Genomic DNA, 17,932 nt, shown 5'->3' with positions numbered 1-17,932 from the left:
GCGGTGATTTCCGTCATCGGCGGAAAGTCAGGCTGACGGTGCGTCCGGCATCACTGAACGACACCCGGTCTGCCAATTCGCCCATGATGCGGACGCCACGGCCGGACTTGGCCTCCAACCTGTCGATCTCTGTCGGTATCAACCCTGGATGCCCACGCCCTTGATCGGTGATCCGGATGCAAAGGTCGGGCGGCTGGACCAATGCCTCCACCGTGACACGGCGGTTGGCATGCTCGCGATTGGTCAGTCGCTCCTGCACCAGGCGGTAAAACCCGTCAAACGCCACGCCATCGGCAGTGGGGGCCTGATGGATATCCAGATTGCCATGGACAATGGCGTTTGACACCGCCTCATGCACACAGATTTCTGCGTCCGCCCGCCGCCGCCCCTCAAGCCATCCACGCGCCACCAGGGCTGCGCAGAGCAGCGGCGCCATATCCAGGCTGAAACTGGTCACGGTGGACAAGGACAGGTGTAACCCTGCTTGCTGTGTCACCAGCGACAGCAACCCGGCAGGCAATTGCTCGTCATCACCCAACTCGATATAGGCGTGTATCCCCAGATCGAGGGCCGCCTGCAGCTCCCGCGAACTGCCACGCAGGGTAACCAGAATCGCCGGCGCGACTGACAGGCCGCCCGCCTCTGCCGCCTCAATGTCCCAATCACTCTGCACCAACCCATGGGCCTGGGCGAGACGGCGCAACAGCACAGGTGGCACGTCACCGCCGATAGACGGGTGTGAGCCTGCGACCGGTTGCGGGAGGGCGGACACCATAAAAAGGTTCCGGGATCAGGGGGTGACGCGGAACAAAGTCTGGAATTTGGCGATCTGCAATATGCGCTTCACCGACTCCTGCGCCCCATACAACTCGATTTCCATCTTCTTCGGCAGGGCCACATCGCGGGCAATCAGGAACATGCCCAGTCCCGAACTGTCGACAAATTCCAGGCGCGTCAGATCAAAGATGCAGACCGTGCCTTCCGCCTTTTCGATGGCGTCCACGACATTGCGGAACTTTTCATGGTCGATCAGCGTCATACGGCCCGACAGGGTGACGCGCAACCCATCAGCGGCGGTGTGGACGGTGTAGTCCATCAGAAGTCTCCGTTAGATCAGTCGAACAGATTGTCGATTTCGGATTGGTCGAATGAATTGGCCGGCTCCACATCCGCCGCCATCGGGGTCGACGGCCGGGGCGGCGGCGGCGGGGCAGCGGGGCGCGGTGCCGGTGCAGCACCGGACAACAATGCATCCACCTCGTTCTGATTGACACCATCATCGCGCGGGCCGCCCAGCAAGTGAGCATCCGGCCGGTTATCGACCGGGCCCGACGGCATCGCCGTCTTCACGCTTTCGATGCTCCAGATGGAAATCATCGCATTGATACGCTGTTCCACATAGCGCAGGGCGTTGACCACTTTGCTGGTGCGCTGGCCCGTCAGATCCTGGAAGGAACAGGCGGTGAAGATATTGGTGACTTCATTCTCGATGTCGGACACCAGATCGCCATCGGCACCCGCCCGCTTCAGGCGGCCCGCGACTTCCATCAAGCGCTCTGCCGATTGCAGAATCTCGATCGACGCCCGTTCGGTCGTGGAAACGATGGCATCCAACTCGTTGGTGGCGATGTCCAGGCGGTTGTTCGACTGGTCCTTGGGCCGCAGGGCCGCAATCTCGCGGCGCGCCTGCTCGATGGAAGCCGCCATTTCCATCAGTTCGCTGCGCAGAACCTCGGCGCGGCCAGATGTCTGCAACAATGTGGACTGGCTTTCAAACAGGCTGCGCAGGTCGCCCAGTGCCGCTTCCACCCGCGTCTGCCCGGCGTCACCCGCCCGGCGAGCATGTTCGCGCAAAAAGGCCAGTCCCTGCGGGGCTTGCGCGATTCGGTCGTAAAGGGCTGCATAATCACCCTCGGACAGACCCGGAATGTTACCCATTTCGTGCAAGATATCGCACCATTCCATCTTTGGGGCCGCCTCCCGGTCCGGCCGCCCCACGCGGCAGGCAACCCGGCCCTCTCTATTGCTACCACCATCGGGGCAAGCGCAGCAATTGATTGCACTCTCCGCTTTTGAGGTTTTTGCCAGCCTAACCGAAATAACCACCGAACTGGACAGGACCGGGCGGGCTGCTATGCTGAGCGTCCAATATGGACGAAGAACATATGCTGGATCTGGTGAAGCTGGGCAAGGTGCTGGCCCTGGTCGATAGCTCGAACGAGGGCGAGGCCGCAGCAGCCATTGAAAGCGCCCGGCGCCTGTTGGCCCGTGATGGCAAGCGTTTCGCCGACCTCGCCGCCATGCTGATGGAGGTGGCGGCACCAGCACCACCGCCGCCGCCCGCCCCCCCGCCCCCGCCGCCGGCCCATCCCGCGCCGTCACCCCCGGCGCGTTCGACCACGCCACCCCCGCCCCGACCGGGTTTCCGGGGGCGGCGGGCACGCGGTTCTGTGGATGCCCAAGCCGTTCTCGACCGCCATGGCGGCCGGGATGCGGTGATGGCGCCGTGTTCGCGGGAAAAACTGCTGCGGGCCGCCGTGGCCCGCTGGTCAGTGGCCCAGGACGCACCGAATGAACGCTGGACGCACAGCCTGTCGGGCTGGACCAGCGCCAGCCTGCCGCGTCACATGCCGCCAGAGATCAGGCGCGCCGTGGAAACCGCTTATTCACTGCCAATCAGTGTGGCGGGCGCCATGGCCGAACTGGACTATTGGGAGCGGCGCGGGGCAGAGATCGCGGCCATGCGGGGTCTGGAGGGTCAGCTTGTTGCCGATGAAACCGACCCGACCTTGCATCTGGACCTGCCGGCCTATGCGCGGGCCATTGTCATCCGCCGTCTGGTCGAACACAGTCTGCGGGCCACAACGATACAGGATGCCCTGGCCAGGGCCGAATATTGGCGGGCGCATAGCGGTCGCGGCAGTTGGGTGGAAGCAGCAATCCTGGCTGATCTGCGACACCTGGCCGGGATGGAACGGGCCATGCGCGGGCCGGATGGCCGCGATGCTGACGCTGCCCAGCCGACCCACTTCCGGACAGCGTCGGAACGGCGGGAAGAGGTGATGCGCATGCTGGCCGATCCTGATCTGGCCACCCTTCCCGACCGCGAAATCGCCCGCCGCGTCGGTGTTTCGCCCCAGACCGTGGGCAATCTCCGCCGCCGTGTGGGCGATGGCGGCCAACCGGATGCTGTCTGATGCGTCTCTGTATCCTTCTCGTCGCCCTTGCCCTGCTGACACCGGTATCAAGGGCCGAGCAACCGCCCTTTACGGTTGCCCCTAACCTGTTCAATGCCAGCCGACCCGGTGATCTGGGCCTGCATGCGGCATCGGGGACAGAGACCTTCACCATCCATGCCCCCGTGGCCGGCAGCGACACGTTCCATAACGGCGTTGTCCTGATCGCTTTCAAAGGGGTGCTATATGCGCAGTGGCAGGCGTCGCAGCGCGATGAGGATACGCTGGACACCTGGATCGCGCATAGCCGCAGTCTCGATGGCGGACGAACCTGGTCCCCGCCGGCTCCGCTGTCCCCCCGTCCTGAACGGCCGGGTGAAATGCGCTCCAACGGCGGCTGGTGGACTGATGGTGAACGGCTGGTCGCCTTCACCAATGTCTGGCCCACCGGTTTTCAGTCAGGCGACGGCGGCTATACCGAATATCGGATCAGCATGGATGGTGAAACCTGGTCGTCCCCCCGCCGGGTAATGGGCAGGGATGGGAAACCCGTTGAAGGCATCATCGAACAGGACCCGCATCGTCTACCCGACGGTCGGATCGTCACCGCCTTTCATGAGCGGCCCGGCATGATTGTCGCGCCCTACTTCACTGATGATCCAGTGGCTGTCACGGGCTGGGTCCGGGGCCGGTTTGAAAACCTGCCCTACACGGGACGGGTCAGCCGTGAATTGGAACCCAGCCTCTTCTTGCAGGCAACATGCGCCGTCATGGTGTTCCGCGATCAGGCCGAAAGTTTCCGTACCCTGGCTTCGCAAAGCTGTGACCGGGGCGAAAGCTGGTCACGCCCTGTCCTGACCGACATGCCCGATGCCCGTGCCAAGCAGAGCGCCGGTAACCTCCCCGACGGTACCGCCTTTCTGGCCACGGCCGTCAGCCATGACAGGATGCGTATCCCCCTGGCTGTGACCCTGTCCACCGACGGGCGCCATTTTGACCGCGCTTTCCTGCTGCGCGGGGCCGGCGACCTGCAGCCGCTTCGTTTCGCCGGCCGTTTCAAACGTCCGGGTTTCCACTACCCGAAAAGCCTGATTTGGAATGACCATCTCTATGTTGCCTATACAACCAACAAAGAAGACGTGCAGGTCACGCGGGTGCCCTTGGCGGCGCTGACCACCCCTGCCCCCTGACCTGTTCAGGTCTGCGAGCCTTCGTCATCCCGGTACAGCGGCGCTGACAATTCGGCCTTAACCTGATCAATCAGGGATGTGGCGGTGAAGGGTTTGGCGATGAAGCCATCCATGCCGGCAGCGGCCAATACCGGCCATGCGCGGTCCTTGTTCTCTGCGGTCATGGCAATGATGCGGACATCCCGCTGCGGACCGGCCAAGGCGCGGATATGGCGTGTTGTGGCGATCCCATCCATATCGGGCATCTGCACATCCATCAGGACAGCCTCAAAATCGGTTGCCGCGACGGCGTCAATCGCCTGCTGTCCCGATATGGCGGTGCTGATCCGGTATCCAGCCCGCTTCAACAGGCTGCCCACCAGGGTCAGGTTCAACTCGCTGTCATCAACGACAAGGAGATGCGGTCCTGCCGCTTCCTGCTTGCTGGGGGAAAGCGGTTCGGGGGCGCTGGCCGGGGGCTGGATACGGTGTGCCAAGCGGGCCAGGATCACGGATAGCTGGTCCAGAACCGGCTCGGCCGCGGCTTCCCATCCCTCGACACCACCCCGGATCATGTCTTCGACCGACCGGGCCGACCGGCCCAGATCCTCGGCGCCGATACTGGCAGCCGTGCCAGCCAGCGCATGCAGGATGGGCAGCACGCGGGCCGCCTCCCGCGATTGGATGGCCGTGCGCAGATGCGCAAAATCGCCACCTTGCTGACGGACAAACCCGTCCAGCAACTGTACCAGCAGGTCAGCGCTGCCACCCGCTCGTCGCAACGCATCATCAATGTCGAGCAATGGCGACAAATCCCGCAGCGCCGAGATCGTGGACGCGGTCGGTGCTGGCAGGTTCACCGGCGCCAGGATGAGTGCCCCATCGCGCCGGGGTAGCCAGGTCAGCAGCGCCTCCACCAGTTCTTCGACCACGACAGGCTTGGTGACATGGCCATCCATGCCGGCGTCTCGGCATTTTTGCCGGTCGCTTTGCAGGGCATGCGCCGTCATGGCCAGGATCGGCACGCGGGGCCGGTCTGGCATGGCCTCGGCCTCTGCCCTGATAACACGCGTCGCCTGATAGCCGTCCATCACCGGCATCTGAATATCCATCAGCACCAGATCAAAACGCTCGGCCTTGACCCGATCGGCCGCCTGCCGCCCATCCTCTGCCAGTGTGACCTTCATGCCCCAGCGGCTCAGCAGGTCAAAGGCCACCTGTTGGTTCAACGGGTTGTCTTCCACCAGCAGGATATCCGCCCCGGCCACGGGAGCCAGCCGTTCTTCCGGGGTAGCAGCCAGCAGGGATCGTCCCCGAACCTGGGCAAAGGTCTGGCGCAACGCATCGCGCAACGCCGTCGGTGTCACCGGTTTGGCCAGGATCTGCCGAACGGGGGTTCCCGCCGTTGCGGCTGCCAACTCATCGACATCATAGGCTGTGACCATCAACATCGGCGGCGGTGGGGCTGCCGCTGCCATAATGGCACGGCAAAGATCCAAGCCATCGGCGTCCGGCATACGCCAATCAGTGATCACCAGATCATAGACAGGGCGGTCGGCATCGCGCAGGCGGGCCAGGGCCGTGTCAACATTCTGCACCCCCTCCACCTGAATGCCATACTGGTTCAACATGCTGGTCAGCACATCAATGGCCAACGCGCTGTCATCGACCAGCAGCGCGCGCTTGCCTGACAGGTCCACATCATTGTGCAGCAGGTCCGCCGACGCGGCCGGGCGCCAGCGCAGCGGCAGGCTGAAATAGAACCGGCTGCCCTGACCGATGGTGCTGTTGACGGCGATGCTGCCGCCCATCATCTCCACCAACTGCCGGCAAATGGCCAGCCCCAGACCGGTGCCACCATACCGGCGGGTGGTAGAACTGTCGGCCTGCGAGAAGCTGACGAACAGACGCTCCATCTGTTCCTGGTTCATGCCGATGCCGGTATCCTCCACCTGGACCGACAGCCGCAATGTCTCGGCCTCTACCGCCTCAAAGCTGGCGGAGATCGTGACACCGCCTTCATGGGTGAACTTGACCGCATTGGCGATAAGGTTGCTGATCACCTGGGTCAGGCGCAACGGGTCGCCCAGCAGCACACGCGGCACGCTGATCGGCCGACGTTGGATAAATTGCAGACCTTTGCGTCGTGCCTCATCCCCATGCAGCGAGGCAACGCTGTCCAGCAATTCATCCAGCAGGAAATCGACACATTCAATGGTGACGCGACCGGCCTCGATCTTTGACAGATCCAGCACGCTGTTGATGATGCCCAGCAGCGATTTGCCAGCTTCTTCGATCTTGGTCAGATATTCCCGTGCCTTTGGTGGCAGGTCGGTACGCAGCGCCAGATAACTCATCCCGATGACAGCATTCATCGGTGTGCGGATTTCGTGGCTCATATTGGCCAGGAATTCGGACTTGGCCCGGCTGGCAGCTTCGGCGGCTTGCTTCGCCTCACCCAGCGCTTCGGCCAGTCGCTGCAACTCCGCCTCACGCCGGCGGGCCTCCGTGACATCGGCGTAGGAGGTCACAAAACCACCACCGGGCATCGGATTGCCATGGGCATCCAGAACGGTTCCATCCGGGCGCACCACTTCAAAACGGTGTGGTTCTGTCCGTCGGGTGCCTTCAAGCCGTGCTTCGATCAAGGCATCAATGCCACCAGGCGGCACCGGGCCATATTCCTCCCGCAGCGCCTTCCAGCGGATCAGTTCCCGCATATCCGCACCCTGCCGGCAAAGGCCGGGCGGCAAGCCATGCATGGCGATAAACCGGGTATTGAAAGCCAGGATGCGCAGGTTGGAATCAAAGGCGACAATTCCCTGATCCACCGTGTCCAGCACCGTGGCCAGCATGGTTTCGCGCGACCTGGCGGTAGCCCGGGTCTCCTCCAACAGGCTGACATCCTGGAATGTTCTGATCCATTGCACAACGCGCCCCCCATCACCGGTGACGGGCGCGCTTTCTTCACGGATCCAGCGCACCGTGCCATCCGGCAGGCGCAGGCGGCTCAGGCGGTTGACCACCCCATCCTCGGCTGGCAAGGGCGCTTCGGCCGCCCCCGCCTCCATTCGGCGGGCAATCAAAGAGGGCAGCGCATCCGGCTGCATCATTTCCGACGGCGACAGCCCGAGCAGCGGTGATAGATTACCCGAAACCTCGCAACTGGCATTGTCGATATCCTCGACGAGCCAGGCCAGATTGGCTACCCGCTGCGCTGCCGCCATACGTTCTTCCCCCCAGCGCAGGGTTCGGAATCCCTCCCAATTGCCGCGCAGGAACAAAATCTGTCCCATGGTCATCAGCAGCATGAGCAATGTTGTACCCAACCAGATCGGGTCGTCGCGGTCACTGGCCGCCAAGAAAATCGCGGCTCCCATCATCGGGCCGGCATAGGCGAGGCAGGCCTGTGGCACCACCGACAGGGCCGCATTGGCGCCAACCGCCAGAAAGGCGCAGCCGCCCAGCAGCAACGCCTTTGCCTCTAACGGCGCCTGCGACAGGTAAAACAGCATCATGCCCGCCCAATAGACGCCCATGACACTGGAACTCATGATGATTTGACGGATACGCCGGCGCGACGCACTGCGTGGCGGGCGCCGCCCGCGGGCTTTCAGCAACCCCCGGATGGCCGGCAACATCAGCAGCGGGACACCCAGCAGCAAGGGGATCAGGGCCAGCAGCGAAAAATCATGCCAAAGGACCACCGCACCAATCCAGGCACCCAGCAGATTGCCCAGGATGATCATGGGTAACTGACGAACAAAGGCCGCCGACTGTGCCGCCCTGATCGTCTCATCGTCCTGAATGCGATACCAGGGGCTCAGCACAGGGTCGTTCCGTCCAGAAGAGGGGAGAACCAAGAGATCAATCTTGCCGACGCCGCAACCGGCCCGCCATCCTCATCACTGGATGGTGCTCCACACAGCATAGTATGTCGGGGACAAGGGGGCCGTGCAATCACCGGCTTATCTCATTTGGTTAGGTCTGCGATGCTTTCAAGAAGCCAGCAGTCACCCCGAAACAAGGAAAGGCCCGGAGCAAGGTCCGGGCCCTCCCTCACCCCTCTGGCGGGGGTCAGCAAACCCACCACCGGGCGCCGCAGCCGCGCCAACCCGGTGGTGTCAGAACGCCGGTGTTGACACCGTCGGCGAACCGGATCGACGGCGGCTTAAGCAGCCGACCGGGCAGTCGCCTCGGGCAACAGGGTGAGATCAACCGGCGCATGGAAACGCAGGCTGACCCCATCGGTGGCGGGGACCGCCCCGGAAACCCGCGCTGTCAGTCTGCCGAGCCGAAACTGGACAATGCCATCCGTATCCAAGGGGCCGGTAGCAATGATACGCGCGCCGTTGGCAGAGATATCAATCAGTCGGGCTGACGTAATCTGGCCGCCGCTCAGCTGCAGCTCACAGTCCGCTTCGATCCGATGGCGGGGTGCTACCCGACGATCCACTTCCGGTGTGGCCGTCCGGATGGCTTGTACCAGCACGCTTTGCAGCCCCGTGAGATGTTCACGTACACGGGCGGCGGCGTCACTGACCATACCGGCCACGACGGTGGTCTGCTCCGCTTCTTGCGACACCTGCCCCATCCGGGTTGAGACATCACGGACCGCGTCAATCACCTCCAGCACAGAACGGGAGATCTCTTGTGTGGCGGCAAGCTGCTGTTCCACCGCGGTACCGATATCGGTTGCCGCCACCCTTGCCTCCGCAATGCTGCGGGACATGCCGCCAACTGTGGTGACAGCATTACGCATCAGCGTATCGATCTCCCGCACGATGCCGTCAATTTCGTTGGTGGATTGCGCCGTCTGGTTTGCAAGGTTCTTGACCTCGCTGGCAACGACGGCAAATCCCTTGCCAGCTTCGCCCGCCCGCGCGGCCTCGATGGTGGCGTTCAATGCCAGAAGGTTGGTCTGTCCCGCGATACCGGCGATAATTTCTGTGATGGATCGGATGCGCGCCACCGCCTCGGCCAGTCGGCCGATTTCCGCAGCAGCCTCGGTCCCCGCAGCATCCGCTTGCCGGGCGACCTCGGCGGAAGCCTGGGCACGCCTGCCAATATCGCGAACATTGGACTCCATTTCGTCCGTAGCCGCACCAACCGTCTCGGCATTGCCCAGAACCTGCGCCATCGCAGCCGAAACCCCGGCCGCCTCCTGCCCGACCTTGCGGGCGGAATCGGCCATCTCTTCGGCTCGGCTGCTCATGTCGTCGATGCGGACGCTGGACACAGAGACAACCTTGCTGGTCTCCGTCTCCACCGTGTCGGCCATATCCTTCAGGGAGGCGGTGCGATGTTGCTCGGCCAGTTCCCGATCTTGCTGGGCCCGCGCTTCCAGGTCACGGGCATGCATCAGGTTGCGGCGCAGCACAGCCGTTGCCCGGACTGTCCGCGACACTTCATCGGTGCGCTGTCCAACATCCGTCAGGGTGATATCATACTGTCCATCGGCCAGACGGGTCACCGTATCCGCCACAGATTCGATACGGCCGGCAACCGACCGTGACAGATAGCGTCCCATCCATAATGACAGCACAGAGGCCGCCACCAGAATAAAGGAAAACAGACTGAACATGGCGATGGCCTCCGCCCGCAGGTCCGCCAGAAGCGCAGTCTTTTTGCCAATGGCACTGGCGGACAAGGCTTCAGCGACCGCAAGAGCCTGGGTGCTCTGCGCGAAGAATGCCTCAAACGCGATGTCATACTGGCCCGTCGGGGCGGCAGCCTTCACCCGCTGCCGGATCTCGCCATAGGTGCCAAAATATTCGCGCTCCAGCCGATCAATGTCGGCCTGCAGGTCCGCCGGCACCCGGTCACGCAGGTTGGCGATACCGGCCCGACGGCGCAGGGCAGTATCGTGAAAGGCCTGCATACGGACAAGACCAGCCTCGCTGACCGGTTCTTGGCGGGCAATGGCAATGGCCATCATTGTGCGCTCCCGTCCGCCATATTCGCGGATGGCCCAGGCCAGATGCTGAATTTGCTCCAGTTGCAGCACCTCCATCGGCACGGTCACGTTTGGATCACGCAAAACCTGGCTGAGCAGTTCCAGATCACCAATGATGCGCGGCACTTCAGACGACCACCGGGAGACAAAGTTGGGATCGCGCTCGGTGCGCGGCAGGCTGAGAAGCCGGTCAGCCTCCCGCCGCAGCGCATCCAACTCTTTCAGGCTGGCATCCACCTTTCCTTTGAAGACGGCATAGCGTTTGTCCGCCTCCGTCAGGGCGCGGATTTCTGCGAATCCCGTCGCGACCTTACGGCGCTGCTCATCAATCATGGTGCGGTATTGCGCCGCGATGGGCGTGTCCAGCGACAAGGTGACCTGTACCAGCGATCGTTCCAGCGACAGTTCGATGACCGTACTGGACAGACGCGCCATCACTTTGCCGACATCACTGATCTGATCAATCGCACGCATGCTCTGCGCAGATTTCCACAGCAGCCCGACCGAAAGAGCAGCCACCAGAAGAAAGGTCACTGTCCCAATCAGGAAAGATAAGCGACGGATGCTCATCACTCCAACCTCGCCAAGTTTTATATTATGAATTCATCATTAAGCTGGGTAACAACCGACTAACAATCTATTCCTTTGGATATAATACCTTACCACCCATGGTCTGATGGCGTCGGACCCTTGTTGCAGGGCCGGCGACGACCACGACACAATCATCTCTGTGGAATGCACCCCTGGAATGCACTCCTGGAATGGATGAATTTCACCCCCCTCCAGCGGGTCTTACAGGCAGCACCCGTCAGTGTGCGCGGTCCTGGCCGAACAGGGGATGGGATGCAACATGACCAGATGGCCTGTCGGTAACCGTCGCTGCACCGCAGACGCCACGCGCATCGCCAAAGCATGCATCAACGCAACCTTGGGGGCGCCTCACCGAAAAGATCATCGAACAGCGGCGGGAAAGGAAACCCCCAGCAAAAGCGGCGACGCGCCGCGGCGGGGGTAAAAGGGGCAGAAAACACTTTGTTCTCAATGCCCTGCTTCGAGGATGGTGATTCCGGTGGGATTCGAACCCACGACCCCATGATTAAAAGTCACGTGCTCTACCGACTGAGCTACGGAATCATACCGGCGAAGTGGCGCGCACCATAGGCAAGCAGACTGCATCCGTCAACATGCACGATGCGGCATCGCACCTTTGAATAATTGCAGGGCTTCAAGCCCCCTTGGTTGCCCTTTCGGCATCGAAACGAGACTGAAGACTGGCCGCGACACGTGGGCTGACAAACTGGCTGATATCGCCACCCAAGCGCCCAATCTCCTTCACGAAGCGCGACGAGATGAACTGGTGTTTGTCCGATGCCATCAGGAAGACCGTGTCGATGGCAGGGTTCAGGCGGGCATTCATGCCAGCCATCTGGAATTCATATTCGAAATCCGACACGGCCCGCAGGCCACGGATAATCACCGAGGCCCCACAATCCATGGCGAATTTCATCAACAGTTGGTCAAAGGGCCGCACCTCAACGCTGAACCCCTGCTGATTAAGGGTCGCCAATTCCCCGGCGACCAGGGCAACCCGTTCATCGGTGGTGTAGAGCGGACCTTTGCCGGCATTGCTGGCCACACCCACAATCAGATGGTCGACCATGCGGCAGGCGCGCTGGATAATGTCGAAATGACCGTTGGTCACCGGGTCGAATGTGCCCGGATAGACGCCGATACGCGGTGCCGCCATGGTCCTCTACCCCTTCCCCTCTAGTCTCTCTTTTGACCGTCGGCCCGGGTCATGGCCCGCGCACTTTTCCGGTCAACCGGTCGGGTTCCTGGGGGCTCTCTCCCCGGAACCCGCGCGGATGATTCTCAATTCACTCGGTTGCGGCGGCCTCTGCGCCATCGGCGCTGGCATCGGAACCGTCATCTTCCAGACGGGCCACCGACACCACCTTTTCCTCACCCGACAGGCGGAACAGGGTGACGCCTTTGCTCTTGCGGCCCGTCAGGCGGATATCATGGACAGGCATGCGGATGACCTGGCCGCCATCGCTGACCATCATGAGCTGGTCGGTCTCATGGATGGGGAACACGGCCGCAATGGCCTTGTTGCGATCCCCCATATCCATGTTCCAGATGCCCTGGCCGCCACGGCCTGTCAGGCGATATTCATAGGCCGAGGTGCGTTTGCCGAAGCCCTGCTCAGACACGGTGAGGATCATTTCCTCCCGCGCCTGCATCTCGGCAAACTGCTCAGGCGAAAGCTGCGCCTCGCCCACCGGCTCGGCATCGACATCCACCGCGTCATCTGTATCCTCGCCCTCGGCCCGGCGCAGTTCGCGCGCCTGCTTCAGATAGGCGGCGCGTTCTTCCATGCTGTAATCGGTATGGTGCAGGATCGACATGCCGATCACCGCGTCGCCACTGGCCAGCTTGATACCGCGCACACCGGTGGAGGTACGGCCGCTGAACACGCGCACTTCCGTCACGGGGAAGCGGATGCAGCGCCCCAGATGGGTGGCCAGCAGCACATCATCCTGATCGGTACAGGTGCGGACGGAAATCAGGGTCTCCCCCTCCTCCTCCAGCTTCATGGCGATCAGGCCATTGGCGCGGATATTCTGGAAGTCCGACAGCTTGTTGCGGCGGATGCCGCCCTTGGACGTGGCGAACACGATCTCCAGATCGCCCCACGTGGCCTCATCCTCCGGCATCGGCATGACGGTGGAGATGGTTTCCCCCTCCTCCAGCGGCAGCAGATTGACCAGGGCCTTGCCGCGCGTCTGCGGCGTGCCCTGCGGCAGGCGCCAGACCTTCAGCTTATGAACAATGCCACGGCTGGTGAAGAACAGCATCGGCGTATGCGTGTTGGACACGAACAGGTCAGAAACCTGATCCTCTGCCTTCAACTGCATACCCGACCGGCCTTTGCCGCCACGGGCCTGGGCGCGATAGGTGGACAGCGGTACCCGCTTGATATAGCCGCCCTGGGTGACGATGACGACCATGTCCTCGCGCTGGATCAGGTCCTCAATGTCAGACTCGAATTCAGACTCTTCAATGGTTGTGCGGCGCGGCGTGGCAAAGCGGGCTTTCATCTCGCCCAGCTCGTTGCGGATCACATCCAGCAGCAGGGTACGCTCGGCCAAAATCGCCAGGAAAGTCTTGATCTGATCGGTAACCCCGGTCAGTTCCTCACCGATCTTGTCGCGCTCCAGCCCGGTCAGCCGGTGCAGACGCAGATCCAGAATGGCACGGGCCTGGGCTTCCGACACACGGTAGGTACCCGCCTCCGACAGGCCACGGCCCGGCTCGTCAATCAGCGCAATCAGCGGGGCCACGTCAGCGGCGGGCCAGTCGCGCGCCATCATCTGCTCACGCGCCGACTGCGGATCGGGCGCATTGCGGATGAGCGCGATCATTTCATCCAGGTTGGCGACCGCAACGGCCAGACCGACCAAGATGTGCGCACGCTCACGCGCCTTACCCAGCTCAAATTCCGTCCGCCGCGTCACCACCTGTTCGCGGAAGCGGACAAAGGCGGCAATGATGGCCTTCAGATCCATCAGTTCCGGCCGGCCGCCATTCAGCGCCAGGGTATTCACGCCGAAACTGGTCTGCAGCGCGGTGTGCCGGAAAAGCTGCGCCAGCACCACGTCGGGCACGGCGTCGCGCTTCAGTTCCACGACCACACGCACGCCGTCGCGGTCAGACTCGTCGCGGACATCGCTGATGCCCTCGACCAGCTTTTCATTCACGCATTCGGCGATACGTTCCAGCAGCTTGCCCTTATTGACCTGGAACGGGATCTCGGTGGCAACAATGGCCCAACGATCCTTGCGGATCTCCTCCACCTCCGTCTTGGCGCGCATGATCACGCTGCCACGACCGGTATGGAAGGCCGACCGGATACCCGACCGCCCCAGGATCAGGGCGCCCGTGGGAAAATCCGGGCCGGGAACGATCTCAATCAGTTCATCAATGGAGATGTCGGGATTGTCGATATAGGCCAGGCAGGCATCAATCACCTCGCCCAGATTATGGGGCGGGATGTTGGTGGCCATGCCCACCGCGATACCGCCGGCCCCATTGACCAGCAGGTTGGGGAACTTGGCCGGAAGGACCGTGGGTTCTTCTTCCGACTCGTCATAATTGGGCTGGAAATCGACCGTTTCCTTGTCGATATCGTCCAGCATGAATTCGGCGACCTTGGCCAGTCGGGCCTCGGTGTAGCGCATGGCCGCCGCCGCGTCGCCATCCATGGAGCCGTAATTGCCCTGACCATCAATCAGGGGCAGGCGCATGGAGAAATCCTGCGCCATACGCACCATGGCGTCATAAATCGCACTGTCGCCATGCGGATGGTATTTACCCATCACGTCACCGACGATACGCGCCGACTTCTTATAAGGCTTGGTACTGTCGTACCCGCCTTCCTTCATGGCGAACAGGATACGCCGATGCACAGGCTTCAGGCCGTCGCGCACATCCGGCAGGGCTCGGCTCACGATCACGCTCATCGCGTAATCGAGATAGGATCGCCGCATCTCATCTTCGATGGTGATGGGCGTGATATCGGATGGCAGAGCGGGCGTGGAGGTCACCGAGCGGAACTCGTCATTACGGGTCTACAAAGCCAGACGGCCGGCAGGACCGGCCATCGGGCACCCCTTGTAGCACCATTCGCGGGTGCGAACAACGAAAGGGGAAATCAGACACCGGCCGCCCGATCATCCCGCCGTGACAGCCACCAGAACCGGCCCATCAGGAAGGTCACCGCCACAAAACTGGCAATCAGAATGCCCATGAACAAGCCCAGCACCCCCTGGCCCATGGGGAAGGCCAGATACCAGCCCAGGGGCATCATGATGGCGTAATAGCTGACAAAATGCATGGCGGTGGGTACCCAGGTGTCGCTGCGTCCGCGCAGGGCTTGCGCCATCACCACCTGCCCGCCATCGGCCACCAGCAGCCAGGCCGACAGCGCCAGCAAGGGCGCGGTCAGCGCGATCAGGGCCGGGTCCGCCGTGAACTGCGCTGCAACCCAGGCGGGAAACAGCAGGAAGATCACCCCGACCAGCGCCAGGATGACGCTGGTCACGCCCAGCCCGGTCCAGCCGGCAACCTTGGTTTCCACCCGGTCCCCCGCACCATAGGCATTGCCCACCCGCACCGATGTGGCCGTCGCCAGCCCCAGCGCGCACATAAAAGGCAGGGCGATCAGGTTCAACCCGATCGTGTAGGCCCCGACCGACATGGCACCCAGCCAGCCCGCAAACAGCGCCAGCGCCGCAAAGGCTGATCCTTCCAGCCCGTTGGACAGGCCTGCGGCATAACCCACCTGCCGCTGTGGACCGCTGTCTCGCCACCAGCCCTTGAACCCGCCGCGAATGCCCCAGGCATGGCGCGCCGGCAGCCACCAGACATAGGCGATCAGGCCGATAGCCCCCAGCCAGCGCAGGATGGTGGTGGCCCAGGCCGCCCCCTCCGCCCCCATGGCGGGAAAGCCGAAATGGCCCCAGACCAGGACCCAGTTCAGCCCGACATTCAGGACATTGCCGATCAGCATGGCCACCATGCCGGGAATCGGTCGTTTCATCCCTTCCAGATAAAGGCTGGTGGCCAGATGCAGGCCGGCGGCTGGCATGCCAATGGCGATCACCGCCATCACGCCGGCCCCACCGGCGGCCAGGTCGGGGGCCTGGCCGGTGATCAGCAGGAACTCCTCACCCAGCAGGCACAGGCCCGCCATGCCCCCTCCGACCAGCAACGAATAAGGGATGGCCCGGCGCCAGATCATACCGGTCGATGCCTCCTCGCCCCGCCCCACGGCCTGGGCCGTCATGACCACCACGCCCAGCATCAGCCCGACCATGACGCCCAGCATCACGCCGACCGGCATGTTGCCCAGCCCGTAATAGGCCAGTTCCTGGGCCCCGAACCGCCCGACCATCAACGTGTCGGTCAGCGCCATGACCATGATGCCCGCCCGCGCGATGATCACGGGAATGGCCAGCCGAAACAGTTCGCCGACATGGCGCTGCACGCGGTGGAAAAGGGTTTCGCCCGGAGGGGTGGCGGCAAGCATCGTGAACCATTGTCCGGCAATCGTGAAACGCCCGGCACAATACATCCGATATCGGAAATGTCTAGTGACGTCCTGTCAGGGGCACAATGCCGCCCGCGCCCGCCCGCTTTGGACACGGTTCGGACAAAGATGGATGTATCGGCACTTGACGTCCGCGCCGTGTCGCGCGACATCACCGCCCATGACACAGCACACCCCCATCCACGTCATCGGCGCCGGCATGGCCGGCAGCGAAGCTGCATGGCAGATCGCCCAGGCCGGCATCCCCGTCATCCTGCATGAGATGCGCCCCGTTCAGAAAACGGACGCGCACCAGACGGATTTCTTTGCGGAGCTGGTCTGTTCCAACTCCTTCCGCTCTGACGACGCCGAATATAACGCCGTCGGCCTGCTGCATGAGGAGATGCGCCGTTGCGGCTCGCTGATCCTGACAGCAGCCGACACGCACAAGGTGCCCGCCGGCGGCGCCCTGGCCGTGGACCGCGATCATTTCGCCGAACATGTGACCGCCACCCTGACCAGCCATCCGCTGGTGACGGTGGAGCGGGGCGAGGTTGCCGGTATCCCGCCCGAAGACTGGGACAATACCATCATCGCCACCGGCCCCCTGACCAGCATGAAGCTGGCCGAGGCGATCCGGGCGTTTACGGGCGAGGAGCAGTTGAGCTTCTTCGACGCCATCGCCCCCATCGTCCATACCGACAGCATCGACCTGTCCAAGGCTTGGTTTCAGTCGCGCTATGACAAGGTGGGGCCCGGCGGTACGGGCAAGGACTATATCAACTGCGCCATGGACAAGGAGCAGTATCAGGCCTTCATCCAGGCGCTGATTGATGGCGAAAAGGGCGACTTCAAGGAGTGGGAGAAAAACACCCCCTATTTTGAAGGCTGCCTGCCGATTGAGGTGATGGCCGAACGCGGCGTCGACACCTTGCGTTATGGCCCGATGAAGCCCGTGGGCCTGACCAACCCGCATGAGGGCAAGCGCCCCTATGCCGTGGTGCAGTTGCGTCAGGATAATGCCCTGGGCACGCTCTATAATCTGGTCGGCTTTCAGACCAAGCTGAAATATGCCGAACAGGTCCGGGTCTTCCGCATGATCCCCGGCCTGGAAAATGCCGAGTTCGCGCGGCTGGGCGGTCTGCACCGCAACACCTTCATCAACTCCCCGCGCCTGCTGGACGCCACCCTGCGCCTGAAGGCCCTGCCCCGCCTGCGCTTCGCCGGGCAGATCACCGGCTGCGAAGGTTATGTGGAAAGTGCCGCTGTCGGCCTGCTGGCCGGCCGCTTCGCCGCCAGCGACCGGCTGGGCCAGTCCCCCTCCCTGCCGCCGCGCACCACGGCGCTGGGCGCCCTGCTGTCCCACATCACCGGCGGGGCCGAGGCGGAGACGTTCCAGCCCATGAACGTCAATTTCGGCCTCTTCCCCCCCATCACCGACCGCCAGCCCAACGGCAAGGACCTGCACGGCAAGGACCGGAAAAAGGCCTACACCACCCGAGCGCTGGCGGATTTGGCCGGGTGGCTGGGGGCCGCTTAA

Annotated in this window: 11 protein-coding genes and 1 tRNA gene; 3 read left to right on the top strand and 9 right to left on the bottom strand. The window is 62.9% G+C overall.

Going from position 1 to position 17,932, the window contains the following annotated elements:
• Positions 1–13 precede the first annotated feature (13 nt).
• The 3 genes from CHU95_RS15550 to CHU95_RS15540 are packed head-to-tail and all read right to left on the bottom strand — an operon-like array spanning position 14 to position 1,947.
• Positions 14–775 (bottom strand): ATP-binding protein, encoded by a 762-nt coding sequence (locus CHU95_RS15550; RefSeq protein WP_094457196.1) that lies wholly within the window; start codon positions 773–775, stop codon positions 14–16.
• 15 nt (positions 776–790) lie between these two features.
• Positions 791–1,096, bottom strand: coding sequence for an STAS domain-containing protein (locus CHU95_RS15545; RefSeq protein ID WP_094457195.1), 306 nt, complete (start codon positions 1,094–1,096; stop codon positions 791–793).
• A gap of 17 nt (positions 1,097–1,113) precedes the next feature.
• Positions 1,114–1,947: a protein phosphatase CheZ gene (locus tag CHU95_RS15540; protein WP_165772205.1), complete on the bottom strand. Its 834-nt coding sequence runs from the start codon at positions 1,945–1,947 to the stop codon at positions 1,114–1,116.
• Positions 1,948–2,150: 203 nt separating this feature from the next.
• Between CHU95_RS15540 and CHU95_RS15535 the strand changes: the two genes are divergently transcribed.
• On the top strand, positions 2,151–3,197 hold the full coding sequence (locus CHU95_RS15535; protein WP_094457193.1) for a hypothetical protein: 1,047 nt from the start codon (positions 2,151–2,153) through the stop codon (positions 3,195–3,197).
• Complete coding sequence (locus CHU95_RS15530) at positions 3,197–4,366, top strand: sialidase family protein (RefSeq protein ID WP_094457192.1); 1,170 nt, start codon at positions 3,197–3,199, stop codon at positions 4,364–4,366. The genes CHU95_RS15535 and CHU95_RS15530 overlap by 1 nt, the downstream gene beginning before the upstream one ends.
• A 5-nt stretch (positions 4,367–4,371) precedes the next feature.
• Here the strand turns inward: CHU95_RS15530 and CHU95_RS15525 are convergent, their stop codons facing one another.
• The 6 genes from CHU95_RS15525 to CHU95_RS15500 all read right to left on the bottom strand — a co-directional run bounded on the left by CHU95_RS15525 (position 4,372) and on the right by CHU95_RS15500 (position 16,392).
• Positions 4,372–8,175 carry a response regulator gene (locus tag CHU95_RS15525; RefSeq protein ID WP_094457191.1) on the bottom strand — a complete coding sequence of 1,268 codons (3,804 nt, stop codon included), beginning with the start codon at positions 8,173–8,175 and terminating at the stop codon, positions 4,372–4,374.
• Positions 8,176–8,516: 341 nt separating this feature from the next.
• On the bottom strand, positions 8,517–10,871 hold the full coding sequence (locus tag CHU95_RS15520) for a methyl-accepting chemotaxis protein (protein WP_094457190.1): 2,355 nt from the start codon (positions 10,869–10,871) through the stop codon (positions 8,517–8,519).
• A gap of 488 nt (positions 10,872–11,359) precedes the next feature.
• Positions 11,360–11,435 (bottom strand) — tRNA-Lys (locus CHU95_RS15515).
• A 91-nt stretch (positions 11,436–11,526) separates the two neighbouring features.
• A complete protein-coding gene (coaD, locus tag CHU95_RS15510; RefSeq protein WP_094457189.1) occupies positions 11,527–12,048 on the bottom strand; it encodes a pantetheine-phosphate adenylyltransferase in 522 nt (173 codons plus the stop codon).
• Positions 12,049–12,178: 130 nt separating this feature from the next.
• Positions 12,179–14,908, bottom strand: a complete 2,730-nt coding sequence (gene gyrA / locus CHU95_RS15505) for a DNA gyrase subunit A (RefSeq protein WP_094457188.1) — start codon at positions 14,906–14,908, stop codon at positions 12,179–12,181.
• Between the two features lie 107 nt (positions 14,909–15,015).
• Positions 15,016–16,392 (bottom strand): MATE family efflux transporter, encoded by a 1,377-nt coding sequence (locus CHU95_RS15500; RefSeq protein ID WP_094457297.1) that lies wholly within the window; start codon positions 16,390–16,392, stop codon positions 15,016–15,018.
• Positions 16,393–16,573: 181 nt separating this feature from the next.
• Here CHU95_RS15500 and trmFO point away from each other — a divergent pair, with 181 nt between their 5' ends.
• A complete protein-coding gene (gene trmFO, locus CHU95_RS15495) occupies positions 16,574–17,932 on the top strand; it encodes a methylenetetrahydrofolate--tRNA-(uracil(54)-C(5))-methyltransferase (FADH(2)-oxidizing) TrmFO (RefSeq protein WP_094457187.1) in 1,359 nt (452 codons plus the stop codon).

It is taken from the genome of Niveispirillum lacus, assembly GCF_002251795.1.
In the GTDB taxonomy this organism is placed as follows: domain Bacteria; phylum Pseudomonadota; class Alphaproteobacteria; order Azospirillales; family Azospirillaceae; genus Niveispirillum; species Niveispirillum lacus.
This window is presented reverse-complemented; position numbering and strand designations above follow the sequence as displayed.